This is a genomic window from Streptomyces sp. NPDC041068 (assembly GCF_040647455.1).
Taxonomy (GTDB): Bacteria; Actinomycetota; Actinomycetes; order Streptomycetales; family Streptomycetaceae; genus Streptomyces.
Genome location: NZ_JBEZCG010000026.1, coordinates 15,034 through 40,039 on the forward strand (window position 1 = coordinate 15,034; position 25,006 = coordinate 40,039).

Annotated in this window: 26 protein-coding genes; 10 read left to right on the forward strand and 16 right to left on the reverse strand. The window is 70.4% G+C overall.

The features are described 5' to 3' along the window. Nucleotides 1–58: 58 nt before the first annotated feature. Nucleotides 59–745 carry a pyridoxal 5'-phosphate synthase gene (locus tag AB0B50_RS40360; RefSeq protein ID WP_362341629.1) on the forward strand — a complete coding sequence of 229 codons (687 nt, stop codon included), beginning with the start codon at nucleotides 59–61 and terminating at the stop codon, nucleotides 743–745. A 138-nt stretch (nucleotides 746–883) separates the two neighbouring features. Here AB0B50_RS40360 and AB0B50_RS40365 read toward each other — a convergent pair whose 3' ends face one another. Together AB0B50_RS40365 and AB0B50_RS40370 are read right to left on the reverse strand one after the other, a co-directional pair. Then, nucleotides 884–1,774, reverse strand: coding sequence for a GNAT family N-acetyltransferase (locus AB0B50_RS40365; protein ID WP_362341632.1), 891 nt, complete (start codon nucleotides 1,772–1,774; stop codon nucleotides 884–886). A 197-nt stretch (nucleotides 1,775–1,971) separates the two neighbouring features. Further along, nucleotides 1,972–2,403, reverse strand: coding sequence for a Zn-ribbon domain-containing OB-fold protein (locus AB0B50_RS40370; protein WP_362341635.1), 432 nt, complete (start codon nucleotides 2,401–2,403; stop codon nucleotides 1,972–1,974). Nucleotides 2,404–2,747: 344 nt separating this feature from the next. On the opposite strand from AB0B50_RS40370, the gene AB0B50_RS40375 reads away from it, so the two are divergent. The 4 genes from AB0B50_RS40375 to AB0B50_RS40390 all read left to right on the forward strand — a co-directional run bounded on the left by AB0B50_RS40375 (nucleotide 2,748) and on the right by AB0B50_RS40390 (nucleotide 7,860). Beyond that, nucleotides 2,748–3,905, forward strand: coding sequence for an NAD(P)/FAD-dependent oxidoreductase (locus AB0B50_RS40375; RefSeq protein WP_362341637.1), 1,158 nt, complete (start codon nucleotides 2,748–2,750; stop codon nucleotides 3,903–3,905). A gap of 309 nt (nucleotides 3,906–4,214) precedes the next feature. Then, on the forward strand, nucleotides 4,215–6,440 hold the full coding sequence (locus tag AB0B50_RS40380; protein WP_362341640.1) for an acetate--CoA ligase family protein: 2,226 nt from the start codon (nucleotides 4,215–4,217) through the stop codon (nucleotides 6,438–6,440). Nucleotides 6,441–6,498: 58 nt separating this feature from the next. Continuing rightward, nucleotides 6,499–7,365, forward strand: coding sequence for an enoyl-CoA hydratase-related protein (locus AB0B50_RS40385; protein ID WP_362341643.1), 867 nt, complete (start codon nucleotides 6,499–6,501; stop codon nucleotides 7,363–7,365). Nucleotides 7,366–7,419: 54 nt separating this feature from the next. Beyond that, the gene (locus tag AB0B50_RS40390; protein WP_362341646.1) at nucleotides 7,420–7,860 is read left to right on the forward strand and encodes a hypothetical protein; all 441 of its coding nucleotides are present in this window, start codon (nucleotides 7,420–7,422) and stop codon (nucleotides 7,858–7,860) included. A gap of 31 nt (nucleotides 7,861–7,891) precedes the next feature. On the opposite strand, the gene AB0B50_RS40395 is transcribed toward AB0B50_RS40390, so the two are convergent. Next, nucleotides 7,892–8,815 carry a hypothetical protein gene (locus AB0B50_RS40395; RefSeq protein ID WP_362341649.1) on the reverse strand — a complete coding sequence of 308 codons (924 nt, stop codon included), beginning with the start codon at nucleotides 8,813–8,815 and terminating at the stop codon, nucleotides 7,892–7,894. Nucleotides 8,816–8,908: 93 nt separating this feature from the next. Between AB0B50_RS40395 and AB0B50_RS40400 the strand changes: the two genes are divergently transcribed. After that, nucleotides 8,909–9,535 carry a flavin reductase family protein gene (locus AB0B50_RS40400; protein ID WP_362341651.1) on the forward strand — a complete coding sequence of 209 codons (627 nt, stop codon included), beginning with the start codon at nucleotides 8,909–8,911 and terminating at the stop codon, nucleotides 9,533–9,535. An 11-nt stretch (nucleotides 9,536–9,546) separates the two neighbouring features. Here AB0B50_RS40400 and AB0B50_RS40405 read toward each other — a convergent pair whose 3' ends face one another. Continuing rightward, nucleotides 9,547–10,860, reverse strand: a complete 1,314-nt coding sequence (locus tag AB0B50_RS40405; RefSeq protein WP_362341654.1) for an MFS transporter — start codon at nucleotides 10,858–10,860, stop codon at nucleotides 9,547–9,549. A 71-nt stretch (nucleotides 10,861–10,931) separates the two neighbouring features. Here AB0B50_RS40405 and AB0B50_RS40410 point away from each other — a divergent pair, with 71 nt between their 5' ends. Beyond that, the gene (locus AB0B50_RS40410; RefSeq protein WP_362341656.1) at nucleotides 10,932–11,939 is read left to right on the forward strand and encodes a helix-turn-helix domain-containing protein; all 1,008 of its coding nucleotides are present in this window, start codon (nucleotides 10,932–10,934) and stop codon (nucleotides 11,937–11,939) included. Here AB0B50_RS40410 and AB0B50_RS40415 read toward each other — a convergent pair. Beyond that, nucleotides 11,871–13,094 carry an MFS transporter gene (locus AB0B50_RS40415; RefSeq protein WP_362341659.1) on the reverse strand — a complete coding sequence of 408 codons (1,224 nt, stop codon included), beginning with the start codon at nucleotides 13,092–13,094 and terminating at the stop codon, nucleotides 11,871–11,873. The genes AB0B50_RS40410 and AB0B50_RS40415 overlap by 69 nt on opposite strands. Before the next feature lie 449 nt (nucleotides 13,095–13,543). On the opposite strand from AB0B50_RS40415, the gene AB0B50_RS40420 reads away from it, so the two are divergent. Next, nucleotides 13,544–14,386: a MaoC/PaaZ C-terminal domain-containing protein gene (locus AB0B50_RS40420; protein WP_362341662.1), complete on the forward strand. Its 843-nt coding sequence runs from the start codon at nucleotides 13,544–13,546 to the stop codon at nucleotides 14,384–14,386. 18 nt (nucleotides 14,387–14,404) lie between these two features. Here AB0B50_RS40420 and AB0B50_RS40425 read toward each other — a convergent pair whose 3' ends face one another. From AB0B50_RS40425 to AB0B50_RS40460, 8 genes are all read right to left on the reverse strand, one after another. Next, complete coding sequence (locus AB0B50_RS40425; RefSeq protein WP_362341665.1) at nucleotides 14,405–15,025, reverse strand: TetR/AcrR family transcriptional regulator; 621 nt, start codon at nucleotides 15,023–15,025, stop codon at nucleotides 14,405–14,407. Between the two features lie 94 nt (nucleotides 15,026–15,119). Beyond that, nucleotides 15,120–15,818, reverse strand: a complete 699-nt coding sequence (locus AB0B50_RS40430) for a hypothetical protein (RefSeq protein ID WP_362341669.1) — start codon at nucleotides 15,816–15,818, stop codon at nucleotides 15,120–15,122. Next, nucleotides 15,815–16,591 carry a hypothetical protein gene (locus AB0B50_RS40435; RefSeq protein WP_362341672.1) on the reverse strand — a complete coding sequence of 259 codons (777 nt, stop codon included), beginning with the start codon at nucleotides 16,589–16,591 and terminating at the stop codon, nucleotides 15,815–15,817. The genes AB0B50_RS40430 and AB0B50_RS40435 overlap by 4 nt, the downstream gene beginning before the upstream one ends. A gap of 188 nt (nucleotides 16,592–16,779) precedes the next feature. After that, on the reverse strand, nucleotides 16,780–18,144 hold the full coding sequence (locus AB0B50_RS40440; protein WP_362341674.1) for a dicarboxylate/amino acid:cation symporter: 1,365 nt from the start codon (nucleotides 18,142–18,144) through the stop codon (nucleotides 16,780–16,782). Nucleotides 18,145–18,561: 417 nt separating this feature from the next. Further along, complete coding sequence (locus tag AB0B50_RS40445) at nucleotides 18,562–18,861, reverse strand: DUF4229 domain-containing protein (protein WP_362341677.1); 300 nt, start codon at nucleotides 18,859–18,861, stop codon at nucleotides 18,562–18,564. 104 nt (nucleotides 18,862–18,965) lie between these two features. Continuing rightward, nucleotides 18,966–19,385, reverse strand: a complete 420-nt coding sequence (locus AB0B50_RS40450; RefSeq protein WP_362341680.1) for a GNAT family N-acetyltransferase — start codon at nucleotides 19,383–19,385, stop codon at nucleotides 18,966–18,968. 155 nt (nucleotides 19,386–19,540) lie between these two features. Next, the gene (gene mqnE, locus AB0B50_RS40455) at nucleotides 19,541–20,704 is read right to left on the reverse strand and encodes an aminofutalosine synthase MqnE (protein WP_362341683.1); all 1,164 of its coding nucleotides are present in this window, start codon (nucleotides 20,702–20,704) and stop codon (nucleotides 19,541–19,543) included. A gap of 80 nt (nucleotides 20,705–20,784) precedes the next feature. Further along, the gene (locus tag AB0B50_RS40460) at nucleotides 20,785–21,240 is read right to left on the reverse strand and encodes an Lrp/AsnC family transcriptional regulator (RefSeq protein ID WP_055549590.1); all 456 of its coding nucleotides are present in this window, start codon (nucleotides 21,238–21,240) and stop codon (nucleotides 20,785–20,787) included. Nucleotides 21,241–21,373: 133 nt separating this feature from the next. Between AB0B50_RS40460 and AB0B50_RS40465 the strand changes: the two genes are divergently transcribed. Further along, nucleotides 21,374–21,505 (forward strand): hypothetical protein, encoded by a 132-nt coding sequence (locus AB0B50_RS40465; RefSeq protein WP_362341852.1) that lies wholly within the window; start codon nucleotides 21,374–21,376, stop codon nucleotides 21,503–21,505. Here AB0B50_RS40465 and AB0B50_RS40470 read toward each other — a convergent pair. Genes AB0B50_RS40470 through AB0B50_RS40480 form a run of 3 tightly spaced genes read right to left on the reverse strand, consistent with a single transcriptional unit; the run spans nucleotide 21,502 to nucleotide 24,584 of the window. Continuing rightward, a complete protein-coding gene (locus AB0B50_RS40470; RefSeq protein WP_362341686.1) occupies nucleotides 21,502–22,203 on the reverse strand; it encodes a UbiX family flavin prenyltransferase in 702 nt (233 codons plus the stop codon). The two genes, AB0B50_RS40465 and AB0B50_RS40470, sit on opposite strands and share 4 nt — an antisense overlap. Nucleotides 22,204–22,227: 24 nt before the next feature. Continuing rightward, nucleotides 22,228–23,130, reverse strand: coding sequence for a menaquinone biosynthesis prenyltransferase MqnP (mqnP, locus tag AB0B50_RS40475; protein WP_362341689.1), 903 nt, complete (start codon nucleotides 23,128–23,130; stop codon nucleotides 22,228–22,230). Next, complete coding sequence (locus AB0B50_RS40480) at nucleotides 23,127–24,584, reverse strand: menaquinone biosynthesis decarboxylase (RefSeq protein ID WP_362341692.1); 1,458 nt, start codon at nucleotides 24,582–24,584, stop codon at nucleotides 23,127–23,129. Before AB0B50_RS40480 ends, mqnP begins: the two co-directional genes overlap by 4 nt. Before the next feature lie 89 nt (nucleotides 24,585–24,673). On the opposite strand from AB0B50_RS40480, the gene AB0B50_RS40485 reads away from it, so the two are divergent. Further along, nucleotides 24,674–25,003 carry a PLD nuclease N-terminal domain-containing protein gene (locus AB0B50_RS40485; RefSeq protein ID WP_362341695.1) on the forward strand — a complete coding sequence of 110 codons (330 nt, stop codon included), beginning with the start codon at nucleotides 24,674–24,676 and terminating at the stop codon, nucleotides 25,001–25,003. Nucleotides 25,004–25,006: the final 3 nt, after the last annotated feature.

Genomic DNA, 25,006 nt, shown 5'->3' on the forward strand with positions numbered 1-25,006 from the left:
CCTTGCCCTCGGGGCCGCCCGGCGCTGCTGCCGGGCGGCCCCGCGCCACAATCGACACATGAAACCACCGGCAGAAGCCGTTCCCCAGGAGACCTTCCGTACGCTGCTCCGGTCCCAGAAGGTCTGGGACATCGAGCTCCCCGCCTTCGATCCCGCGCACGCCCCTGCCGCTCCCCTGCCCCTCTTCCACACGTGGTTCGCGGAGGCCGTGGCGTCCGGGCAGCCCGAGCCGCACACCATGGGCCTCGCGACGGTGGCCGAGGACGGCGGGCCCGACGTGCGGACCGTGATGCTGCACGACGCGGACGACCACGGCTGGCACTTCGCCTCGCACACGAGCAGCCGCAAGGGCCGCCAGCTCGCCGCCCGGCCGGAGGCCGCCCTGCACTTCTACTGGGCGGCGCAGGGCCGGCAGATCCGGGTCAGGGGCCGGGTCAGCGCGGCACCGCACGCCGAGAGCCTCGCCGATCTGCACGCCCGCTCGACCGGCGCGCTGGCGGCGGCACTGGTGGGCCACCAGAGCGAAGTCCTGGGAAGCACCGAGGAGTTGGCGCGTTCGTCGGCCGCCGCGTGGGAGCGGGCGCAGGCGGAGCCGGACGCGGACTCGCCGACGTGGACGCTGTACGTCCTCGACCCCCTTGAGGCGGAGTTCTTCCAGGGGGACGAGCGGCGCCGCCATGTCCGGCTGAGGTACCGCAGGGAGGAGGCGGACGAGACGTGGGTCAAGGAACTGCTGTGGCCGTGACCGGGGGGAGGTCGCTCGTGGCCGGGGGGGCGCCGCTCGCGGCCGAGGGGTCGTCGCTCGTGACCGAGGCTTCGCTCGGGGAGGGCTCCTGCGGCATCCGGGGTTCGCGGAGCACCCGCAGTCGGCGGCTGTCTTCTCCTAGCCGTCCTGGCGAACCCTCTCGGTGAAGTCGTACTGGGCGAAGTCCCGCACGGGGCGGTAACCGATGCGCTGGTAGAGGCTGTTACTGGTCGGGTTGGCGAGGTCCGTGAAGAGCAGAACCTCGGCCGCGCCCGCGTCCAGGGCGGCGCAGGTGACCGCGGCGGTGACGGCGCCGCCGTAGCCGCGGCCTCGCTGGTCGGCGGGGGTGTAGACGGGGGCGACGCGGACCTGGCCCGCGCTGCGGCGGGTGACTCCTGCCATGGCGACGGGGGTGCCGTCGGGGGTCTCCCAGAGCGTGCAGCCTCCGTAGGCGAGGCGGGCGTCGGCCCACGCGCCGGGGGCCATGGCGGGGCGCTCGCCGACGGCTTCGCCGAACTCTTCGTGCCAGCGCGCCAGGAGCTCCCGGTCCGCCTCGGTGGCGACGCGGGCGCGGCCGGGCGGTGCGGTCTCGGGCGGGGTGAGGGTGCCGAGCCGGTAGAGGCGCTGGAGCCTGTCGGCCGCCACGGATGCCCCGGTGCGCTTCTCCCAGGCTTCGGCGAAGGCCTCCGCGGTACCGCGCTCGGTGGCGACTCCGGGCAGGTCGGGGCTGATGTCGGCGAGCCTGCGGGCGAGGGCGTCGGCGGCCTCGGGGCTGACGGGGCCGAGGGCGACGCGGTGCGGCGGGGTCCGCACGAAGGCACCCCGGACGGCGCCGTCGTCTTCGGCGTACGTGCCGAAGAGGGGTTCTCCATCGCCGTACGTGTGGAGACCGCGCGCACGAAGGTTGTCCGTGACGCTGAGAAGGACGGTGTGCAGGGCGGGTTCGGAGCGCAGGAAGTCTCCGGCGCGGGCAAGGAACTCGTCGAGATCAGCGGTCAACTGCCAGGCGGAGCGCGGTTCTGAGGGCATACCCCATGATCCCGCGCACCCCTGTCACCCGCCTCCGGATTACCGCCGCCCCGGCCGCGCCGACCGCCTCCGGACCACGACCGCCCCAGCCACGACGACCACCTCCGAACCACGACCGCCCCGGCCACGACGACCACCTCCGAACCACCGCCACCCGGCCGCCGCAGGCCTCCCCCGACCCCCTGCCCAGCCGTCGGCTATCCGTCCACCGGCCGGAACACCGCGACCGCCGCTTCGTCCACCGCCTCGCGGCGGAACCTGACCTCCACGGCCATCCCGATCCGCAGCGCGTCCTCCTCGCAGTCGACGATCTCCGTCATCATGCGCGGCCCCTCGGCGAGGTCGACGACGGCGGCGACGTAGGGGACGCGGCCACCGAACGGCGGCAGGTCGTTGCGGTGCACGACCGACCAGGTGTAGAGCGTGGCCCGGCCGCTCGCCCGCTCCCAGGTGACGTCCTCGCTCCAGCAGTGCGGGCAGAACTCGCGCGGATAGTGGTGCGCCGCACCGCACGCACCGCAGCGGCGGATCAGCAGCCGCCCCTCGGCGGCGGCGTCCCAGTAGGGCCGGGTGAAGGCGTCCGCCTCGGGCAGGTCGAAGCGCGGGGTGGTGGGCAGGTCCGTACTCATCGGCAGAGTCCGATCGCGTCGTCGGGGCACCTGATCCGCCAGGACGGGCCGGGAAACCGGAAGAACCAGCCGTTCTCGGCCTGTTGGCGCTCGGGCACCGGGCACCGCGGCCCTGGGCCAGCGCGGGGCGCCGCGAACTGATCGGCACCGGTACGCCGTTTCCAGTCCACGCCGCGGTCTCTCCCACTTCGCCTGACGGTTCTACGTTTCTGACGGTACGTCAGTTCAACGCACCGGACGCCGAGCGCGCAAGAGGCGTACACCCCGTACGCCCGTGATCAGTTCGCAACCGATTTCGGACTTGACCGTCACCCATCAAGTAATCGCGCGGTTACTCTCCAGTCATGGCCGACTCGTCCCCTCCGCTTACGCCCCGGCAGGACCGCCCCGTCTACGTGATCGGCGGCGGCCCCGGCGGTCTCGCCACGGCGGCGGCCCTGCGCGCACGCGGCGTCCGCGCGGTCGTCCTGGAGAAGTCCGAACGCGTCGGCGCCTCCTGGCGCGGCCACTACGACCGCCTCCACCTGCACACGACGCGCCGCCTCTCCGCCCTGCCGGGGCTGCCGATCCCGCGGTCGTTCGGCCGCTGGGTGTCGCGGGACGACGTCGTCCGCTACCTGGAGAAGTACGCCGAGCACCACCGCCTCGACATCGTCACCGGAGTCGAGGTGACCGGCCTGGAGCGCGCCGCCGACGGCACCGGCTGGCTGCTGCACGCCACCGGAGGGCGGGAGTTGACGGGCAGCGCGGTGGTGATCGCCACCGGCTACAACCACACCCCCCACCTCCCGGACTGGCCGGGCCGCGACACCTGGTCCGGCGAACTCCTGCACGCGGGCGACTACCGCAACGCCAAGCCCTACGCCGGCAAGGACGTCCTGGTCGTCGGCGTCGGCAACACCGGCGCCGAGATCGCCGTCGACCTGGTCGAGGGCGGCGCGGCCCGGGTACGCCTCGCCGTGCGCACCGCCCCGCACATCGTGCGCCGCTCCACCGCGGGGTGGCCCGCGCAGCTCAGCGGCATCCTGTGCCGCAGGCTCCCGGTCGCCCTGTCCGACCGCCTCGCGGGCCCGGTCACCAGGCTCAGCGTCCCCGACCTCTCGGCGCAGGGGCTGCCGCGCCCCGACACGGGGCTGTTCTCACGGGCCGCGCAGGGGGCGATCCCGGTCCAGGACGTCGGCCTGATCGACGCGGTGCGCAAGGGCCGGGTCGAACCGGTCGCCACGGTGGAGTCCTTCGAGGACGGCAAGATCGTCCTGGCCGACGGCAGCCGCATCGGCCCGGACACGGTCATCGCCGCGACCGGCTACCGCCGCGCCCTGGAGAACCTGGTGGGCGACCTCGACATCCTCGACCCCCGAGGCCGCCCGAAAACCCACGGCCGCCGCACGTCGAAGCAGACCCCCGGCCTGTACTTCACCGGCTTCACGAACCCCATCAGCGGGATGCTCCGCGAACTGGCCAGGGACGCGGAGAGAATCGCGAAGGCGATAGCCCGCTGACGATCCACCTGCCGGGCGCGCCCGCCCCGCAAGGGGCGCGGGGAACTGCGCGATCACCCACACCCGACCGAATCCCGCAAGGCAACACATCCTCCCCCCATGGCGAACAGGCGCCCCACCCCGGCCGATTCACCCCCTTGGCATAAGCCGGACCCTGCGCTTCCGTGGACAGGCAAGGACACCTGAGCCCCGCCCCCGCCCCGCACCGCCCCGCCAGGCTTTACATGCAGGGCCATTCCTGACACAGCGTCAGTTCAGTAATCTGACTGTGCGTCAGTTAAGTGCTGTCACACAGGAGCGGGCGGACCGATGCTTGGATCGACTCACGGCACCTTCACCACCGACCCCCGCCGCGCGCATGTTGTGGCCTGCGGCGAACTCCCCCCTCACGCCGTCCACGGCAGGGCCGACCCCGCACAGGACCTGGACGTCAGCGGCCGGCCGCTGCATGCCGACGTACCCGATCTGGACCGCTTCTTCCGGCCCGAGTCCGTCGCCGTCATCGGCGCGTCCGACGCCGAGGGCCGCCCCAACACCGGCATCACCCGCCAGCTCATCGCCTGGGCCGAGCGGGTCGGCGCGCGGCTGCACCCCGTGCACCCCACACGTCCTTCGGTCTTCGGCATCCCCTGCTTCCCTTCCGTCGCCGACCTGCCCGAACAGGTCGATCTGGCCGTGCTGTTGGTCGGCGACCCACTGCCGGTGATCGAGCAGCTCGCCGAGGAGAAGGTGCGGTTCGCCGTCGCCTTCGCCTCCGGGTTCGCCGAGACCGGCGAGGAGGGCGCCGCCGCGCAGGCCCGCCTCGCGGCGGCCGTGCGGCGCTCGGGCCTCAGGCTGCTCGGCCCGAACACCAACCTCAACGCCTTCGAGAAGTTCCGCGACGACCTCGAAGGCCCCGCCATCGCGCTGATCACCCAGTCCGGCCACCAGGGCCGCCCCCTCTTCACCCTGCAGGAGCTGGGCATCCGCCTCTCGCACTGGGCACCCACAGGCAACGAGGCCGACCTGGAGACCGCCGACTTCATCTCCTACTTCGCCGGGCAGCCCGAGGTCGGCGCCATCGCCGCCTACGTCGAGGGCCTCAAGGACGGCCGCGCCTTCCTGCTCGCCGCGGACCGGGCGGCGAGGCAGGGCGTGCCCGTCGTCGCCGTCAAGGTCGGCCGGACCGAGACCGGCGCCCGCATGGCCGCCTCACACACCGGCAAACTGACCGGCGCCGACGCGGTGGTGGACGCGGCGATGCGGCAGTTCGGCGTGATCCGCGTCGACGGGCTCGACGAACTCCAGGACACCTCGGCCCTGTTGGCGCGCGCCAGGCCGCCGAAGGCCGACGGTGTCGTCGTCTATTCGATCTCGGGCGGCACGGGCGCGCACTTCTCGGACCTGGCGACCGAGGCGGGCCTGACCCTGCCCACGCTCGGTGACGCCAAGCAGGCGGAGCTGCACCAGTGGATACCGGAGTACCTGAACGTCGCCAACCCCGTCGACAACGGCGGGCACCCCGTCGGCGACTGGCGTGGCCGCAGGATCATCGACGCGATCCTCGACGACCCTGAGGTGGGGGTGCTGATCTGTCCGATCACCGGCCCCTTCCCGCCGATGAGCGACAAGCTCGCGCAGGACCTGGTGGACGCGGCGGAGCAGACGGACAAGCTGGTGTGCGTGGTGTGGGGCTCGCCCGTGGGCACCGAGGACGCCTATCGCACGACGCTGCTCGGCTCCTCGCGCGTCGCCACCTTCCGCACCTTCGCCAACTGCATCACGGCGGTGCGCGCCTATCTGGACCACCACCGCTTCACGGCTGCCTACCGCTCCCCCTTCGACGAGGCGCCGCGCTCCCCCTCGCCCTCCTTCCGCAAGGCGCAGGCCCTGATGCGGCCGGGCCAGCAGCTCAGCGAGCACGCGGCGAAGCAGCTGCTGCGCGCGTACGGGATCCGGGTGCCGCGGGAGCAGTTGGTGACCAGCGCGGCGGCGGCCGTCCGCGCGGCCGGGCTCGTCGGCTACCCGGTCGTCATGAAGGCCTCGGGTCCTCAGCTTGCGCACAAGACCGAACTGGGCCTGGTAAAGGTGGGGTTGACCTCGGCGAGCCAGGTGCGGGACGCCTATCGGGAGCTCACGGACATCGCCCGCTACGAGGGCGTCTCGCTGGACGGCGTCCTGGTCTGCCAGATGGTCGAACGGGGTGTCGAGATGGTCGTCGGCGTCACGCACGACTCGCTCTTCGGGCCGACCGTGACGGTCGGGCTCGGCGGCGTACTCGTGGAAGTCCTGCGGGACGCGGCCGTGCGGGTGCCGCCCTTCGGGGACGACCAGGCGAAGGCGATGCTTCTGGAACTGCGCGGGCGCGCCTTGCTGGACGGGGTCCGGGGGGCGCCGCCCGCCGATGTCGACGCGCTCGTCGAGGTCGTGCTGCGGGTTCAGCGGATGGCGCTTGAACTGGGCGATGAGCTGGCGGAGTTGGACATCAATCCGCTGATGGTGCTGCCGCGGGGGCAGGGGGCCGTGGCCCTCGACGCCTTCGCGGTGTGCCGTTGATGCCGTTGACCCGAGCCTCCACCGCACCCACCTCCATACGAAACGGAGCCACTCCCCCGTGACAGCCACGACAGCCTCCCCCGGCCCCGAAACTCCCCGCGATCCCCTCGACTCATTGATACGCCACGCCACTGACAACGGCGTCTCGTGGATCACGCTCAACCGGCCCGAGGCCATGAACGCCGTCACCTGGGACCAGCGCGAACGCATCATCGCGCTGCTCGGCGAGGCCTCCGGAGACCCCGCCGTGCGCGCCGTCGTGATCACCGCGACCGGCAAGGGATTCTGCGCGGGCGCCGACCTGCGCGGTGCGCCCGGAACCGGCACGCCCGGAACCGGCACGCCCCGCACGGGCGAACGCGTACCCGGCGACGTCGCCCGCACCATCCGCCAGGGCGCCCAGCGCCTCATCGCGGCCGTGCTCGACTGCGAGAAGCCGGTGATCGCCGCGGTGAACGGCACCGCGGCCGGCATCGGCGCCCACCTCGCGTTCGCCTGCGACCTGGTCATCGCGGCCGAACAGGCCAAGTTCATCGAGGTGTTCGTACGCCGCGGCCTCGTGCCGGACGGCGGCGGCGCCTATCTGCTGCCGCGTCTGATCGGGCCGCAGCGCGCCAAGGAGCTGATGTTCTTCGGGGACTCCGTGTCTGCCGCGGACGCCGAACGCCTCGGGCTCGTCAACCGCGTCGTACCGGCCGACGACCTGGAGAAGACGGCCCGCGAGTGGGCGGAGCGGCTCGCGACCGGGCCGACCCGCGCCATCGCCATGACCAAGCAGCTGGTGAACGCCTCCCTGGAGTCGGACCGCGCGACGGCCTTCGCCGCGGAGGCCGCGGCGCAGGAGATCAACATGACCACGGCGGACGCGAACGAGGGCGTGGCGAGCTTCGTGGAGCGCCGCACCCCGTCGTACGAGGGACGTTGACGTCGCCGCGCGACCTCCTATGGTGATGCCCAACGGCGCGGCAGAGGAGGGCACATGGCCCGCTATCCACGCGACGGCGTCTATCTGATCAGGAGCGATGCCGGCGACCTGTACGTCGAGTTGACCGACGGCGACATCGGCCCGAACGTGCCGCTCGTCGGCGGGCCCGCGCACAAGGGGCCCAGCCAGCAGTGGGAACTGGTCGCGGTGGAGCCGGAGCCCGACGACACCCACACCAACACGTACACGATCAAGAGCAAGCTCGGCGAGGTGTACGCGGGGCAGCTCGCGTCACGCCTCTTCCCGCCCCGGGCAGGATCCCGCCCCACGCCGCTCACCTGGTCGATCGAGTACGTCGACGAGGGCGTCGTCCGCATCCTGAGCCCTCGCTCCGACCAGTCGTTCGAGCTGGAGAGGGACGGCGCGGTGCCGGAGATCCTGCTCACCCGCTGGAAGAACGCGCCGACGCAGCGGTGGATCCTGGAACAGATGTAGCGGCGGGTCGGCGGAGAGGGAGCGGAGAGGGTCAGCGGTCCCGGCGCAGGATCTGGATGTCGGGCGAGTCCGGATCGCCCTCGCTCACGAAGAGTTCGGGGTCGCCCTCCGTGCCGCCGATGATCCAGTTCTGCAGGCCTTCGCAGGCGGCTTCGTAGGCGTCGTCGACGTCCGAGGCGTCGGCCGCGGAGGGGACATCGATCCGGACCGACGGCCGGTCCAGGTCCGTGTCGACGTCCACCGTCCAGGTGGCGCTCTCCGGGCAGCCGCGCGCCTGGGCACGGCCGTCCTCGCGCAGCCGCAGTTCGACGGCGTCCCCGTCCCCGCCGCGCCAGACGCCGACGATCTGCTCGGAGGCGAGCTGCGGCGGCTCGTACTCCTTGATCAAGCCCGTCCCTGTGGCCACGAAGCCGAAGGTCAGGGCGGCCCCGAAGAGGCCGATCGAGGCGGGCACCGACCAGAACCACATCCTGCGCCGCCGCAGCGGCTTGCCGGTGCGGGCCTCGTACCCGCGGTGGTACGCGACGGCGAGCGCGGGCAGGACTCCGCTCACCGCGATCCACAGGGCGGGGTCGACGTACGGGCCGCCGAGGGCCACGAAGAAGACCGCCCAGACCAGGGCCACGGGCACGAGCCCCGCCAGGGTCCACGCCCACCCCGGACCCCGGTCGCGCGACCGCGCGGCGGCCATGCGCCCCAGGGAGACCGCGGGGAGCGTCAGGACCACCGAGTGCACGAGACCGATGAGCGGGAACAGCACGGGCCCGAAGAGGAACGCGCAGGCCAGGCCGATGAAGTCGCCCTCGGGCGCTCCGTAGTTGTCGTTGTCGAACGACAGCGCCCAGCTCAGCATGACGGCCGCCGGTATCTGCGCGGCACAGGCCGCCGTGGCCGCCGTGACGCCGCCGTCGCTCCAGGCCTCGCGCATGGACTTTTCGCCATTCCCCCACTTCATGGGGCTGAAGATACGCGCGGCCCTGAGGAGCCCCTGAGGCAGCCCGCCCACCCCTTCCCATCTGACGACCCGTCAGCTTCAATGGTCGGTGTGATGGGACACGCAGGGATGGCGGCCACCGCTGTTCGATACCTCAGGTCGGTCGGGGCCCCCACCACGGGCCCCGTGGAGGCTCTACCGCGCCCCCAGCTGCGCGCGGTCGGCGACGACGAGCGGGCGCCGCTCGATCCGGGCGAGTTCCGGCGCGTGCTCGGGAACTTCGCGACGGGCGTCACCGTGATCACGGCACCCGCCGTCGAGGACGACCCCGAGGGCAGGACCGGCCCCGCGGGATTCGCCTGCCAGTCCTTCTCGTCGCTCTCCCTGGACCCGCCGCTGGTCTCCTTCATGGTGGCGCGTACGTCGACGACGTGGCCCCGCATCGCGCGCGCGGGCGTCTTCTGCGTGAACGTCCTCGGCGCCGACCAGGGCGAGCTGTGCCGCGGCTTCGCGGTGAGCGGCGCCGACAAGTTCGCCGGGGTCTCCTACGACGCGGCGCCGGTGACCGGCTCCCCGCGCCTGGCCGGGGCGCCCGCCTGGATCGACTGCACGATCCAGGCCGTGCACACCGGCGGCGACCACCTCATCGTGGTGGGCCGGGTGGACGCCCTCGGCACGGCGGACGGCGACACCGGGCCCCTCCTCTTCCACAAGGGCGCCTTCGGCCGCTTCACGCACTGAGCGCCACGGGTTCAGGCGCCGAGCGCCACCGGAGCCGTCTCGCGCCGCCGGATCACCAGCGCCATCAGCGCGGCCGCCGCGCACAGCGCCCCGGAGGCGTACCAGATCACGTCGTACGACCCGAAGGTGTCCCGCGCGACGCCGCCGAGGAACGCGACCAGGGCGGCGCCCACCTGGTGCGAGGCGAGGACCCAGCCGAAGACGATCGCGCTGTCGTCGCCGTACTGCTCGCGGCACAGGGCCAGGGTCGGCGGGACGGTGGCCACCCAGTCCAAGCCGTAGAAGACGATGAAGAAGAGCATCGGCGGGTGGACGTTCGGCGCGAGCAGGATCGGCAGGAAGAGCAGCGAGACGCCGCGCAGCGCGTAGTACACGGCGAGCAGGCGCCGCGCGTCGAAGCGGTCCGTGAGCCAGCCGGACGCGACGGTCCCGATGACGTCGAAGATCCCGATGACGGCGAGCAGCGAGGCCGCGGCCTGGATGGGCATGCCGTGGTCGTGCGCGGCGGGCACGAAGTGGGTCTGGACGAGCCCGTTCGTCGAGGCGCCGCAGATCGCGAAGCTGCCCGCGAGGAGCCAGAAGGGGCCGGTGCGGGCGGCCTTGAACAGCACGCCGAGCGTGCGCCGCGCGGCTCCCGTGACGGGCGCGGGCTTCTCCACGAACTCCTTCGCGCCATACGGCTTGAGCCCCACGTCGGCCGGGTGGTCGCGCAGCAGCAGCCAGACGAAGGGCACGACGACGAGCGCCGCGAGCGCGACCGTCACGGCCGCGGGCCGCCACTCGTAGGTGTCGACGATCCAGGAGAGCAGCGGCAGGAAGATCAACTGCCCCGAGGCGGAGGCCGCGGTGAGGATGCCGGTGACCAGGCCGCGCCGCTCGGTGAACCACCGGTTGGTGACCGTGGCGGCGAAGGCGAGCGCCATCGAGCCGGAGCCGAGCCCGACGAGGAAGCCCCAGTACAGGAGCAACTGCCAGGCGGAGTCCATCCACACGGTCAGGCCGGAGCCTGCCGCGATCACGACCAGGGCGACCGCGACGACCTTGCGGATGCCGAAGCGGTCCATCAGCGCGGCGGCGAACGGCGCGGTCAGGCCGTACAGCGCGAGGTTGATGGAGACCGCGAGCCCGATGGTGCCGCGCGACCAGTGGAACTCCTGGTGCAGCGGGTCGATGAGCAGGCCGGGCAGGGAGCGGAACGCGGCGGCACCGATGATCGTCACGAACGTGAAAGCGGCGACGAACCACGCGCGGTGGATACGGGAACGGCGGCGCGCGGGCCCGCTCGGCGGGGAGGTCCGCGCGGGCGTCTCGGTTGTCTGGTTCACGTCATCCAGAATCCGCCGACCACCCTCCCCGAACGAGTGGCCCGAGGGACAGCATTCGCTAGGATCGGGCCATGGCCGAACCCGCTGCGACACCCCCCGCTCAGGACGGACACCGAGTCGCCGTCCTGGCCCTGGACGGGGTGATCCCCTTCGAACTGGGCATCCCCCAAAGGATCTTCGGCCGCGCGCGCACCGAGGAGGGCCGCCACCTCTACTCCGTGGTGACCTGCTCGATCCGCCCGCCGGGCCCGGTCCGCACGGACGCCGACTTCGCGATCCTGGTCGAGAACGGCCCCGAGGCGCTGGCCGAGGCGGACACGGTCGTGATCCCGGCCTCGTACGAACTGGGTCCGGTGTACGAGGAGGGCCGCCTCACCGACGAACTGGCCGCCGCCCTCGCCCACATCAGGCCGGGCACGCGCCTGGTCGCCATCTGCACGGGTGGGTACGTCCTGGCCGCCGCGGGCCACCTGGACGGCCGCGCCGCAACCACGCACTGGTCGTCGGCCGAGCACTTCCAGAAGCTCTTCCCGCAGGTCAAGGTCGACGCGGACGTCCTGTTCATCGACGACGGCGACGTCCTGACATCAGCAGGCGTGGCAGCGGGGCTCGACCTCTGCCTCCACGTCGTACGCCGCGACCACGGCACCGCGGTCGCCAACGACGTGGCCCGCCGCACCGTCGTACCGCCGCACCGCGACGGCGGCCAGGCACAGTACATCCAACGCCCGCTCCCCGAACCACAGTTGGCGACCACTCGCACGGCGCGTGCCTGGGCGCTCGGCCGCCTCGACCAGCCCCTGCAACTGCGTGACATGGCGGAGCAGGAGGCGATGTCGGTCCGCACCTTCACCCGGCGCTTCCGCGAGGAGGTCGGCATCAGCCCCGGCCAGTGGCTGACGCAGCAGCGGGTGGAACGGGCCCGCCACCTCCTGGAGTCGACCGCCCTCACGGTCGACCAGGTGGCACGGGAGGCGGGCTTCGGCACAGCGCAATCGATGCGCCAGCACCTACAGGCGGCGCTCGGGGTCACCCCCACCGCGTACCGCCGTACGTTCCGCGACGTCACCCCCGCCTGAGCCGAGGCGCTCCTCAGCCGGCGGCCGCACTTCCCCCAACGCCGCGATCACAGTGAGTACGAGACCGAGGCCCACCCCTGCCAACACGGCCGTGGACGGCGAGACGACGCTCAGCAACCCACCGGCCAGCGACCCGCTCGCCGCGTAGCCCGCGCCGACCGCCGCGTACATCACCGAGTACCCGGCGGCGAGGGCGCTGGGCGGCAGCACTTCGCGCAGGGAGAGGTTGCGGGTGAGCATGACCCCGGCCTGCAGCACACCGGCGACGCCGAGAACAGCAAACATCCACGCCACACCGGGCACAACAGCGACAACGGCCAAACACCCGGAGAGCGCGAACATCAACACCATGCTCTGCGTCCGGAGCCGTCCGGTCCATGTCCTGAGCCCATAGACGAACGACCCCACGGCGGACCCCACGGCAAGCACCGCCAGGAGGGGCCCCGCCCAGCCGACCCCGATGCCCCTCTGCTCCAGCAGGGCGGGCAGCACCAGTTCGGCGAGGGCGAGCATGGACAGACCGGCCGCTCCGGTGACGAAGATCGGCCAGGCCCGTACGAGGATCCGCGCCATGGGCTCCCCACCGCGGTCGTCCGTGTCGGCCTGCCACCCGGCGGGCAGCATCCAGAGCCCGGCGACGGCGGAGGCCATCAAGCCTCCGGCAAGCAAGAGCGGCAGAGCGGGCGAGGCCCCCAACGCAAGCCCGGTCACGACGGCCGGGGCAACGGCCCATACCCCGAAGGTCAACATCGATTCGACGGACAGGGCCTGGGCGACGGCCTTCTCCGGTACGAGGCCGGTCAGCAGCGCGCGGAGCCCTCCGGGGGCGGCGGCGGGGGCGGCCCCGGCAAAGAAGGCGAAGCCCCCGAGCACAACAGGATGGGCACCCGGCAGAACCCCCAGCCCCAGAAACGCGACGGCCCCCACGGCAAGCCCCGCGGCCAACTGCGGCCGGGCCCGCTCGGCCCGCATCCGCATGCCGAGGAGCGGCGCCCCCACGATCTCGCCCACGACATACACAGCGGCGAGCACGGCTCCCAGGGCATACCCCCCGGGCCGCTCCCGCACCAGAAACACGAGGGCGAGCGGCGCCCCCGCCACAGGCATCCGCGCCCCCACAGCCACGGCACCCCACCGCAGCACGCCCCCAGTCATGACCTCGCGATAACCCATCCCCCGAAACTAGACGCCTCCACGGGGAACGTCCCTGAAATTTCCTCACCCGACGGCACCCCTTCCCCCGCCGCTCCGCGGCGGATATCCCCCACCCACCCGCAACCGCTGGAAGCCACCCCGCAACCGGTGGAGGTCGCCCCGCAGCCGGTGGAAGGCGCACCCCCACCCACCCGCAGGCGCCAAGCCGACGCGAGGGGACGCGGGGGTATGTGCGCACGGAGCACCGAGCACAACGCCAACCCCAGCCGCAGCAACAACACCCCACAACAAAGATGGCGAGTACGGACATACCCCCGCGGCCCCGCACCCAAAGAAACAAGGCGTACGACCCGCACAGGGCAAAGCACCCACACCAAAAGACGAACCAGCCCCCACACCCACGACCACACCCCACACACCCGCAGACAAACCCCACGCGAAAGGTCACGATGCCCAGCACCGCCCTCCTCCGCGCCGCCCTCCTCTCCCCCTTCAAGCACCCCCGCCCCGACGCACAGCCACCCCGCGCCCACCTCACCGCCGCCCTCACCCCCGACCCCCGCCACCTCGCCGTCTACGAGCGCGTCTGCGGGTTCGCCACCGGTCGGGACAGCATTCCCCTGACGTACCCGCACGCCCTCGCCTTCCCCCTGGCCATGCGCCTGATGACCGCCCGGGACTTCCCGCTGCCGCTCCTCGGGCTCGTGCACACGTCCATCGACATCACCCAGCACCGAGCCCTACACCCCGGCGAGGAACTACAACTGGACGTACACGTAAGGAAGTTGGCCCCACACCGCCGCGGCACAGAAGCCACCGTCGTCACCGAGGCGAAGGCGAAGGACGGCACACCGCTCTGGGAGTCCAGCAGTACGTACTTGGCCCGACACAAGACACACGGACCCAAAGAATCCAGACCCCGCCCAGAGCAACCCCCCACACCCCACACGCCCCCCACCACCGAAACAACCTGGCATCTCACCTCCGACCTGGGCCGCCGCTACGCCTCCGTCAGCGGCGACCGCAACCCCATCCACCTGCACCCCCTGACCGCCCGCCTCTTCGGCTTCCCCCGCGCCATCGCCCACGGCATGTGGACCGTGGCCCGCTGCCTGGCCCAGCACAGCGCCGACGACCCCGCCCACGTCCACGCCCACGTCCACGCCCACGCGGAGTTCAAGGCACCGATCCTGCTCCCGGCCACGGTGACGTACGGCTCACAGGGCACGACGTTCGAACTACGCGGCACCAAAGGCCAGTTGCACATCAGGGGCGAGGTCACACCCCGCTGAGAGGAAGCCCCGCCGACATCACGACGGAGCCCAACGCCGCCCCTCCATCAGATCCCCGAGCCCGGCCCACGCGAAGTTCATGAGGGTGGCCGCCGCCTCCTTCGCCGACACGGACGCATCCGTGTTGGCCCACCCCGCAAGCGACTCCGCGGCCCCCACCAACGCCTGGGCGAGCCCCGCGACTTCACGGTCCGGCAGCGAGGGATCGCCGTGCGCCGCCCGCGCCGCCTCCGCGATCAGCGACGTCACGAACGCGACGATCTCCTCCCGCATCGCGGCGACCTCGGCCGCGAACGGCTCCCCCTGCGTCCGCGCCTGGCTGTGCAGCACGGCCCACCCGTCGGGCCGCTCGGCGGTATGCGTGAAGAACGCCCGCAGTCCGTCCCACAGTTGACGATCGGCGGTCTCCCCGGAGGGATCACTCACCCCACTCCGCACCGCCTCCACCAACGCGGCGGCCTCCCGCCGAATGCACGCGCTGAAGAGCTCTTCCTTGGAGTTCAGGTACAGATACACCAGCGGCTTCGACACCCCGGCGAGCTCCGCGATCTCATCCATGGACGCGGCCCGGTACCCCCGCTGCCCGAAGATCCGCACCGCCGCGTCCAGCATCTGCTGCTCACGCACGGCCCGCGGCATTCTCGTCTGCCGCCGCTTCTCGCCCACCCGGCCCCCGCTTTCCCACGCTGTCCGTTCACAGGTCAGCGTACGGTCAACGGAGGCCGGAGAACGATTACCGGATGCGGAGCCCCACGGGCACGATCAACGCGTCGGCCCGAGAGCCGAGCTTCTCGGCGACGCCGTCCCGCAGCGGCCCGTACACCTCGTCATGGAGACGAAGCAGCTGCGAGGACCCTAGAACCTCGTCCCCGGCGTGGAAGTCCGAGCGAAGCAGCCGCACCACATCCGTGGCCTCGTCCCGGACCAGGAGCCGGAACCGCCCGAGCCGGCAGATCACACCGCCGCCCGTCTCATCGACGACAGCCACCTGAAAATTGCCGAGGCGCTCGAAGTGGCTCTCCTTCTCGAAGAGTTCAGCGGCCCGTTCGGCCTCACCCAGCGCCACGAGCGCCACGATCGCGGCGCCCGCCAATTCCATCGCGGGCCGGTCACAGACTCGGCCGAGTTTTTCCAGAATCACGGGACCAATTCGATACGGAAACGTATGCGCCTGGCACCGCACGAACCCCTCGTGATCCCCCACCACCCAACCGACCCGCTCAAGCGTCTCTCCGTAAGTGCGATACCAGTCCCCCGATTCCCTGTACCGGTTGTACTTCTTGTTGGCCACGAGCTGCGCAAGGAGAACAGAATGGAGAACATCCTTCCTGTGCCCCTTGGAAACCCCCGCCGAAAACGCGACGAGACTGCCGCCGTCGACAGCGACGGCGGCGCCGTCCCCACCACGCGGAACCGAGACCGGGACCGTCATATCTCCAGCTCGTCGATGAACTTGTCGGCCTTGTCGCCGAGCTTCTCGATGATCGCCTCACGGACCTGTTCGTACACGTCCTCGTTGAGCGTCATCGTCTGCCGGGACTGGTACATCGTCGTGCTGGCACGCGGGAAGCTGAAGAACAGCACGCGCGTGACGCGCTCGTTGGTCTTGAAGTGGAACGCGCCGATCTTCATCACGACGGTGTCGCGCGCCGAGACTCCGCACGTCGAGATCTGGAAGTTGCCCAGCTTCTCGCTGTGCGAGCTGCTCTCGAAGAGCACCACGCGACGGTCCCTGTCCGGCAGGGCCTTCAGCGCCGCGATGGCGGCCTTGGCAGCCGTCAGTTCACCGCCCGTGGCAATGGCCTGGAGCAGCGCGATGACGGCCCGGTCCACGGTGAACCGCGACCCCGCCACCGAGAGCTTGGCGAACGAGAAGGACGGCACGACCCAGCCGACCTGTTCGAGCACCGTCCGGTAGAAGCCGTACCACTTGGCGGTGTCCTTCTCCCGGTCGTACTTCTTGTTCGCCGCGAGCTGCGCGACCAGCGTGGAGTTGAGGACATCGGACTTCTGCTGGCCGTTCAGGCCGTCGGTAAAAGCGACGACGGATCCGGCGACGACCGCGGCCGACTCCTCTTCTTCCTGGAGCGCCACGCCTGCCGGGAAATAGCTCATTTCCGGAAGATCGAGCTCCAGGGAATCGATGAACTGAAGCGAATCGGCGACCTTCTGTTTCTGTTGGAGTTCAATGTCGGAAGACGTCACAACGCCCCCTCTGCTCCCCCATCGGCTGGCGCCGAGTACCAGAACAAGCTGCCGATCGGCGCCACTGGTGAGGGTAATAGTAAACCCGCCGATGCACCCGTCAAGGGCAGGGCAGAATGACCACGAAAAGCCCCGCTCCGGATCAATTCCGGGGCGGGGCTGATGCGTTGAGAAGAGAGCCGTAAGCCTTACGCGGTCGCAGGCACCGCACGCGACGACGGCGCCTCGTCGAAGTCGTCGAGCGGCGAAGAGGAGGCACTCTCGTAGGCCTCGCGGTCCAGGATCTTCTCCCGCGCCGCGACGACCACCGGAACCAGCGCCTGGCCGGCGACGTTCGTCGCCGTGCGCATCATGTCCAGGACCGGGTCGATGGCGAGGAGCAGACCCACGCCCTCCATCGGCAGGCCGAGCGTCGACAGGGTCAGGGTCAGCATGACCGTGGCGCCCGTCAGACCCGCCGTCGCCGCCGAGCCGACGACCGACACGAACGCGATGAGCAGGTACTCCTTGATGCCCAGGTTCACGTCGAAGATCTGCGCGACGAAGATCGCGGCGATCGACGGGTAGATCGCGGCGCAGCCGTCCATCTTGGTGGTCGCGCCGAAGGGCACGGCGAAGGACGTGTACTCCTTCGGGACGCCGAGGCGCTCGGTGACCTTCTGGGTGACCGGCATGGTGCCGACCGAGGAGCGCGAGACGAAGGCCAGCTGGATCGCGGGCCAGGCGCCCTTGAAGAACTGGAGCGGGTTGACCTTGGCGACGAACGCGAGCAGCAGCGGGTAGACGCCGAACATCACCAGGGCGCAGCCGATGTAGATGTCCGCGGTGAAGGTCGCGTACTTGCTGATGAGGTTCCAGCCGTAGTCCGCGATGGCGAAGCCGATGAGGCCGACGGTGCCGATCGGGGAGAGCTTGATGACCCACCACAGGGCCTTCTGCAGGAGGGCGAGAACCGACTCGCTCAGCTCCAGGATCGGCTGGGCCTTGTCGCCGATCTTCAGTACGGCGACACCGGCGACGGCGGCCATGAAGACGATCTGCAGGACGTTGAGCTCCGTGAAGGGCGTGATGACGTCCGTCGGGATGATCCCGGTCAGGAAGTCGATCCAGGAGCCCGCGTGGTCGGGGGCCTTGCCGTCCTTGGGGGTCAGGCCGGTGCCGGAGCCGGGGTTGGTCAGCAGGCCGATGGCGAGGCCGATGACCACCGCGATCAGCGAGGTGATCATGAACCAGAGCAGGGTGCGGCTGGCAAGGCGCGCGGCGTTGTTGACCTTCCGCAGGTTGGTGATCGACACCAGGATCGCGAAGAAGACGAGCGGGGCGACCGCGAGCTTCAGGAGCCCGATGAAGGTCTCACCGACCTTGGAGAGGGTGGTGACGAGCCAGGAGATGTCCTGGCTGCGGGCGAGCCAGCCGAGCAGGACACCCAGGACGAGACCGCCGAGGATCTGCGCCCAGAACGGGATCTTGAGGAACTTGGGTATCCGGAAGCCGGACTGGGGCTTCTCGGGCTGGCCGGCCTTGTCGGCGGGCGTCGCGGAATTCGCGGACACGGACACACTCCGGTGAGGACAGAAAGGGGGAGGGAGACGTACGGGAGCGGCGACCGCGAAGGGTCAGCGGCGCCACTGCAGCGGGGGTCACGGTCAGACGTGACAGGCCGCGGACATGCAGCGGCAGAGGTCGACATGCAGGCGCGCCACGAGCGGGACGCTCATGGCGTGGCGGTGCGCTGCTGCTGTCTTCATGTCGAACACGTTAACACTTGTACTTTGAGAACATCAAAGGTCTTGTTTGAGGTAAGCGGAAGGGCTACCCCCGCTTGATCGGCGCCCCAGCGGCCCCAACTCCCCCACGACGCAAGGAACCCCGGCCCCGGAGCGAGATGCTCCGGAACCGGGGTTCCGAGAAGTGTGTGACGAAGCTTACGAGCCCTGCGGGCGTCGCTCGCGAGCCTACGAGCCCAATGCCTACGAGCCCGACGCCTGCGCGCGGGCGGCGTCGTCGGCGCCGTCCTCCTGGGTGCGGTTCGCCTCCAGGTTGGCCTTGGCGCGGTCGACCTTCGCGACGACCTGCTCGGACGCGCGGTCGCGCTCCTTGCGGAGGGCCACGAAGCTGATGGGCGCGGAGATGACCAGCGACAGGAGCAGCACCCAGAGCAGGTTGGACTCGCCGAGGCCGCGCGGCAGGATCTCGGTGTAGACAAGGCCCCAGACGACCAAGAAGCAACCCACGAAGATCCCGAGGCGCATCAGCGTGTAGCGGAGCATGTCAATCCACTCTTCCGTTCCGAAATGGGCCCGAGCTGGACGAGCCTCTCCAGTGAAGCATGGGAATCCCCGCGCGAGGCAAGCGGGTACGTCCCGGAGCAGGTCTACGCCAGCGGCAGCAGCATCATGACGTCGCCCCTGCCCTCGCCGGACCCGACGCGGATGGCACCGGGCACGCGCCCGACCTCCTTGTATCCGCAGGAGGCGTAGAAGCGGTCGACCCCGGTGCCGCCCCGGCAGGTGAGCCGTATCGCCTCGATGCCGTCGATCCCGCGGGCCGCCCCCTCGGCGGCCGCCATCAGGTCGCGGCCGTAGCCCTTGCCCTGGTGGCGGGGGTGGACCATGACCGTGTAGAGCCACAGCCAGTGCTTCATCAGCCGGTGGGTGTTGTACGTGAGGAAGGCGGTGGCGGCGACGGCGCCCTGCTCGTCGCGTCCGACGAGGAGGCGGGCGCGCCCCTCGGCCATCGCGACCAGGTGCCGTACGAACTCCGGGCGGATCTCGTCGGCCGTGACCGGCGGCACGAACCCGACGGCGCCGCCCGCCGCGGTGACCTCGACCCACAGGTCGAGGACCCCGTCGCGCAGGGCGGCGTCGACAGGGGGCGCCTCCCACGCCCTTCAGGCAGTGGGGGAGGGTCGAGCTGGAAGGTGAGCAGCATGAGTGGGACCGGCCCGCCTCAGATGCGCATGGCCTGCGGCGTCTCGCGCAGCATCGGGTCGGGGCCCTCGTACTCGCGGATGGCCTCGTAGCGGGTGTTGCGCTCGACCGGGCGGAAGCCTGCCTCACGGATCAGGTCGAGGAGGTCCTCGCGGGTCAGCTTGTTCGGCGTACCGAAGTTGTCCGCGTCGTGCGTGATCTTGTACTCGACGACGGAGCCGTCCATGTCGTCGGCGCCGTGCTGCAGGGCGAGCTGCGTGGTGTGCAGGCCGTGCATGACCCAGAAGACCTTGACGTGCGGGACGTTGTCGAACAGCAGACGCGACACCGCGAAGGTCTTCAGCGCCTCCGCGCCCGACGCCATGGTCGTGCGCGCCTGGAGCTTGTTGCGGACCTTGCCGTCCTGCATGTCGACGAAGTCGTGCTGGTAGCGCAGCGGGATGAAGACCTGGAAGCCGCCGGTCTCGTCCTGCAGCTCACGCAGGCGGAGCACGTGGTCGACGCGGTGGCGGCGCTCCTCGATGTGGCCGTACAGCATCGTGCACGGGGTCTTCAGACCCTTCTCGTGCGCGAGGCGGTGGATGCGCGACCAGTCCTCCCAGTGGGTGCGGTGGTCGACGATGTGCTGGCGGACCTCCCAGTCGAAGATCTCCGCGCCGCCGCCGGTGAGCGACTCCAGGCCGGCCTCGATGAGCTCGTCGAGGATCTCGGAGGCGGACAGGCCGGAGATGGTCTCGAAGTGGTGGATCTCGGTGGCGGTGAAGGCCTTCAACGACACGTTCGGGAGCGCCTTCTTGAGCTCGCTCAGCGAACGCGGGTAGTAGCGCCACGGCAGGTTCGGGTGCAGGCCGTTGACGATGTGCAGCTCGGTGAGGTTCTCGCCCTCCATCGCCTTGGCGAGGCGGACGGCCTCCTCGATGCGCATCGTGTACGCGTCCTTCTCGCCCGGCTTGCGCTGGAACGAGCAGTACGCGCAGGACGCGGTGCACACGTTCGTCATGTTGAGGTGACGGTTGACGTTGAAGTGCACGACGTCGCCGTTCTTGCGCGTGCGCACCTCGTGGGCGAGGCCGCCGAGCCAGGCCAGGTCGTCCGACTCGTAGAGCGCGATGCCGTCCTCGCGGGACAGCCGCTCGCCGTCCCGGACCTTCTGCTCAAGATCGCGCTTGAGACCTGCGTCCATGCCTCGCCCTTACCTCTCCCTACGACCTGCCACAAACCCCGCCAACGGTACTCCCCCGCCCATCGAGCGGGAGGCCCCGCCTAGACCTCTTCGGGGAGTTCGCCGACGCGGTTCTCCCACTTGGTGGAGAGCACGATCGTGGTCCGGGTGCGGGAGACCCCGCGGGTGCCGCTGAGCCGGCGGATCGTCTTCTCCAGGCCGTCCACGTCACTGGCCCTGACCTTGAGCATGTACGAGTCGTCGCCCGCGATGAACCAGCAGTCCTCGATCTCGTGCAGGTCCTTCAGGCGCCGCGCCACGTCCTCGTGGTCGGCGGCGTCGGAGAGCGAGATGCCGATGAGGGCGATGACGCCGAGGCCGAGCGAGGCGGAGTCGACGGTCGCGCGGTAGCCCGTGATGACACCGGCCGCCTCAAGACGGTTGATCCGGTCCGTGACGCTGGGGCCGGAGAGGCCCACGAGCCGCCCGAGTTCGGCGTACGAGGCCCGGCCGTTCTCCCGCAGGGCCTGGATGAGCTGCCTGTCCACGGCGTCCATAGGTGCGATGCCTTTCATTATTCAGTGATACCGCGAGTCTATGTGTAGAATCTAAGGCGCAACAGGGTTCACACCCTGTGAATCTTTCTCAATCTCAGCCGATCAACGACGATCCTTCAGGAGTGAGTCACCCGTGTACTCGATCGAGATGGCCTACGCCCGCATGCGCGAGCTCCAGGACATGGCCAACCGCTCGCGTGCCCACCAGCCCACCCCCGCGCCCAAGGTGTCGGCCCGCAAGAAGCGCGCCGCCAAGAAGCGCTAGTCCCCACGGGAGCCAGAGCCACCTCCGGATCCGGAGCCCAGCTCTCCCTCCCAACGGCGGTACAAGCTGTGCGGCACCCCTGCCGCGTCCAGCACCCGCCCGGCGACGAAGTCCACCAGATCCTGGATGTGCGTCGCCCCCGCGTAGAACGCCGGAGAGGCGGGCAGCACGTTCGCGCCCGCCTCGTCCAGGCTCACCAAGTGCTTCAGCGTCTGCCCGTTCAGCGGGGTCTCGCGTACGCAGACCACGAGCCGTCGGCCTTCCTTCAGCGTCACGCTCGCCGACCGCTGCAGCAGATCCTTCGAGAGCCCGAGCGCCACGCCCGCTACGCACGCCGTGGACGCGGGCACGATCAGCATCCCGCGCGTCGCGTACGACCCCGACGACGGCCCGGCCGCCATGTCGCCGGCGGCCCAGTACCGCATGTCGGCAAGGGACTCCTCGCTCACGTCGAACGTGTCCGGCTTGCCGTCCGCACCGCGCCCGAGCCACTGCCGCAGATCCTCGCGCCAGTGCGCGTCGCGGAACGAGATGCCCGTCTCGTCGAGCAGCGTCAGCCGCGAGGCGCGCGACACCACGAGGTCCACGCTCTGCCCCGCGTCGAGCAGCGCGCGCAGCACGGCGGCGGCGTACGGGGTCCCCGAGGCCCCCGACACCCCCACGATCCAAGGCTTACGCTGCGTATCTCCTGGATTCACGCTGTGAGCCTATCCGGCGGCCGTTCAGACGGTGAGCCCGCGTACGAGCAGATCGAGCAGCGCGCACACGAACAGGGCGATCCCGATGAAACCGTTCACCTGGAAGAACGCGCGGTTCAGGCGGGACAGGTCGTGCGGCTTCACGATCGAGTGCTCGTACACGAACGCGCCCGCGACGACCGCGAGCCCCAGCCAGAAGAACGCACCCGCGTCGGTGAGCGCCGCGTACCAGACGAACAGCGCCGTGGTCACCAGGTGGCAGGCGCGCGCGCCCCGGATCGCGGCGGGGATGCCGAACCGCGCGGGCACCGACATCACGCCGACCTCGCGGTCGGTCTCCACGTCCTGGCAGGCGTAGATCAGGTCGAAGCCGCCGATCCAGATGCCGACCGCGAGGCCGAGGACCACGGCGTGCCAGGACCACTCGCCCGTGATCGCGATCCAGGCGCCGACCGGACCCATCGCCTGGGCGAGGCCGAGGATCGCCTGCGGGAAGTTGGTGAACCGCTTGCCGTACGGATAGACGACCATCGGGATCACCGCGATCGGCGCGAGCGCCAGGCACAGCGGGTTGAGCAGGGCCGCCGAGCCCAGGAAGATCACCAGGGCGATGAGCGCGCCCGTCCACGCGGACTTCACCGACACCGCGCCCGTGACCAGTTCGCGGTGGGCGGTCCTGGGGTTACGGGCGTCGATCTCGCGGTCGATGATCCGGTTCGCGGCCATGGCGAACGTCCGCAGACCGACCATGCAGATCGTCACCAGGAGCAGCCGCCCCCAGTGGATGTTCTTGTCGAGCTGGAACATCGCGGTCAGCGACGCGATGTAGGCGAAGGGCAGCGCGAAGACCGAGTGCTCGATCATGACGAGCCGCAGGAAGGCCTTGGTGCGCCCCGGCTGCGGGATCGCGGCAGAGGCTGAGCTCACAGCCCGTACTCCTTCCAGCGGCGGTCGACCATCGCCGCCGTATCCGGGTCGGACTCGACCATGTCCGGCCAGCCCCCGTCCCGTACGTATCCCTCTTCGGGGAGCTTCTTCGTCGCGTCGATGCCCGCCTTGCCGCCCCAGAACTGCTGGTACGAGGCGTGGTCGAGGTGGTCGACCGGGCCCTCGACGACGGTGAGGTCACGGGCGTAGTCGGTGTTGCCGAGCGCGCGCCAGGACACCTCGTGCAGGTCGTGCACGTCGCAGTCCTTGTCCACGACGACGATCAGCTTCGTCAGGGACATCATGTGCGCGCCCCAGATGGCGTGCATCACCTTCTGCGCGTGCTTCGGGTACTTCTTGTCGATCGAGACGATCGCGCAGTTGTGGAAGCCGCCCGACTCCGGCAGGTGGTAGTCGACGATGTCCGGGACGATCACCTTGAGGAGGGGCAGGAAGAAGCGTTCGGTCGCGCGGCCCAGCGGACCGTCCTCCGTGGGCGGGCGGCCCACCACGATCGACTGGAGCAGCGGACGCCTCCGCATCGTCACGCAGTCGATCGTGAGGGCGGGGAAGTCCTCCTGCGGCGTGTAGAAGCCGGTGTGGTCGCCGAAGGGGCCCTCCGGCAGCATCTCGCCCGGCTCCAGCCAGCCCTCGACGACGACCTCGGCGTGGGCAGGGACCTGGAGCGGGACCGTCTTGCAGTCGACCATCTCGACGCGCTTGCCCTGGATGAACCCGGCGAGCATGTACTCGTCCATGTCACCGGGCAGCGGCGCCGTGGAGGCGTACGTCACGGCGGGCGGACAGCCGAAGGCGATCGCGACGGGGAGCTTCTCGCCCCTGCGGGCGGCCACCTGGTAGTGGTTGCGGCTGTCCTTGTGGATCTGCCAGTGCATGCCGATGGTGCGCTTGTCGTGGCGCTGCAGGCGGTACAGACCGAGGTTGCGCACCCCGGTGTCCGGGTCCTTGGTGTGGGTCAGGCCCAGGTTGAAGAAGGAGCCGCCGTCCTCGGGCCAGGTGAAGAGCGCGGGCAGCTGCTCCAGGTCCACGTCGTCGCCGGTGAGGACGGTCTCCTGGACGGGGGCGCTGTCGGACTTCACCTTCTTCGGCGGTACGTGCGTCATCGCGCCGAGCTTGCCGAACGCCTCGCGGATGCCGACGAAGCCGTGCGGCAGCTCCGGCTTGAGCAGGCCGCCGATCTTCTCGCTGATCTCGCCGTAGGACTTCAGGCCGAGCGCCTTGAGCAGGCGGCGGTCCGTCCCGTACACGTTCATCGCCAGGGGCATCGACGAACCCTTGACGTTCTCGAAGAGGAGCGCGGGACCGCCGGACTTCTGCACCCGGTCGACGATCTCGCCGACCTCCAGGTACGGGTCGACCTCGGCCTTGATGCGCTTGAGATCGCCCTCGCGCTCCAGTGCACGGAGCAGGGAGCGAAGATCGTCGTAAGCCATGCGTTCCAGTATCCGGCACCGGCTACCCTGGCCCCGTCACCGGGGGCTCGCACGCCTCCCGCCGCCACCTCTTGGGGGATCGCGCCACCATGCTCAGGTATCTGCCGTTCCTGCTGGTCCTGGCAGTGTGGATCTATGCCTTCATCGATGTCCTGAACACCCCGGAGAAGGAGGTCAAGCACTTCCCCAAGGTGGTGTGGGTCATCATCGTGCTCCTGTTCGGCGAGGTCCTGCTCGGCCCCATCGCCTGGTTCGTCACGGGCAAGGTGCGCCACGCCCCCGGCGCGGGCGGCGGCGGCATCGGACGCGGCCGGGGCCGGACCCAGTGGGTGGCGCCCGACGACAACCCCGAGTTCCTCAAGTCCCTCAGGGACGAGGACCCCGACGAGAAGAAGAAGCGGGACCAGGGCGAGGGCTGAGAT

Bases quoted from the DNA above. Each gene is read 5' to 3' on its own strand.
- AB0B50_RS40360 (WP_362341629.1), top strand. From the start codon at position 59: ATGAAACCACCGGCAGAAGCCGTTCCCCAGGAGACCTTCCGTACGCTG.
- AB0B50_RS40365 (WP_362341632.1), bottom strand. From the start codon at position 1,774: ATGCCCTCAGAACCGCGCTCCGCCTGGCAGTTGACCGCTGATCTCGAC.
- AB0B50_RS40370 (WP_362341635.1), bottom strand. From the start codon at position 2,403: ATGAGTACGGACCTGCCCACCACCCCGCGCTTCGACCTGCCCGAGGCG.
- AB0B50_RS40375 (WP_362341637.1), top strand. From the start codon at position 2,748: ATGGCCGACTCGTCCCCTCCGCTTACGCCCCGGCAGGACCGCCCCGTC.
- AB0B50_RS40380 (WP_362341640.1), top strand. From the start codon at position 4,215: ATGCTTGGATCGACTCACGGCACCTTCACCACCGACCCCCGCCGCGCG.
- AB0B50_RS40390 (WP_362341646.1), top strand. From the start codon at position 7,420: ATGGCCCGCTATCCACGCGACGGCGTCTATCTGATCAGGAGCGATGCC.
- AB0B50_RS40395 (WP_362341649.1), bottom strand. From the start codon at position 8,815: ATGAAGTGGGGGAATGGCGAAAAGTCCATGCGCGAGGCCTGGAGCGAC.
- AB0B50_RS40400 (WP_362341651.1), top strand. From the start codon at position 8,909: ATGGGACACGCAGGGATGGCGGCCACCGCTGTTCGATACCTCAGGTCG.
- AB0B50_RS40410 (WP_362341656.1), top strand. From the start codon at position 10,932: ATGGCCGAACCCGCTGCGACACCCCCCGCTCAGGACGGACACCGAGTC.
- AB0B50_RS40415 (WP_362341659.1), bottom strand. From the start codon at position 13,094: ATGACTGGGGGCGTGCTGCGGTGGGGTGCCGTGGCTGTGGGGGCGCGG.
- AB0B50_RS40420 (WP_362341662.1), top strand. From the start codon at position 13,544: ATGCCCAGCACCGCCCTCCTCCGCGCCGCCCTCCTCTCCCCCTTCAAG.
- AB0B50_RS40425 (WP_362341665.1), bottom strand. From the start codon at position 15,025: ATGCCGCGGGCCGTGCGTGAGCAGCAGATGCTGGACGCGGCGGTGCGG.
- AB0B50_RS40430 (WP_362341669.1), bottom strand. From the start codon at position 15,818: ATGACGGTCCCGGTCTCGGTTCCGCGTGGTGGGGACGGCGCCGCCGTC.
- AB0B50_RS40445 (WP_362341677.1), bottom strand. From the start codon at position 18,861: ATGCTCCGCTACACGCTGATGCGCCTCGGGATCTTCGTGGGTTGCTTC.
- mqnE (WP_362341683.1), bottom strand. From the start codon at position 20,704: ATGGACGCAGGTCTCAAGCGCGATCTTGAGCAGAAGGTCCGGGACGGC.
- AB0B50_RS40460 (WP_055549590.1), bottom strand. From the start codon at position 21,240: ATGGACGCCGTGGACAGGCAGCTCATCCAGGCCCTGCGGGAGAACGGC.
- AB0B50_RS40480 (WP_362341692.1), bottom strand. From the start codon at position 24,584: ATGGCTTACGACGATCTTCGCTCCCTGCTCCGTGCACTGGAGCGCGAG.
- AB0B50_RS40485 (WP_362341695.1), top strand. From the start codon at position 24,674: ATGCTCAGGTATCTGCCGTTCCTGCTGGTCCTGGCAGTGTGGATCTAT.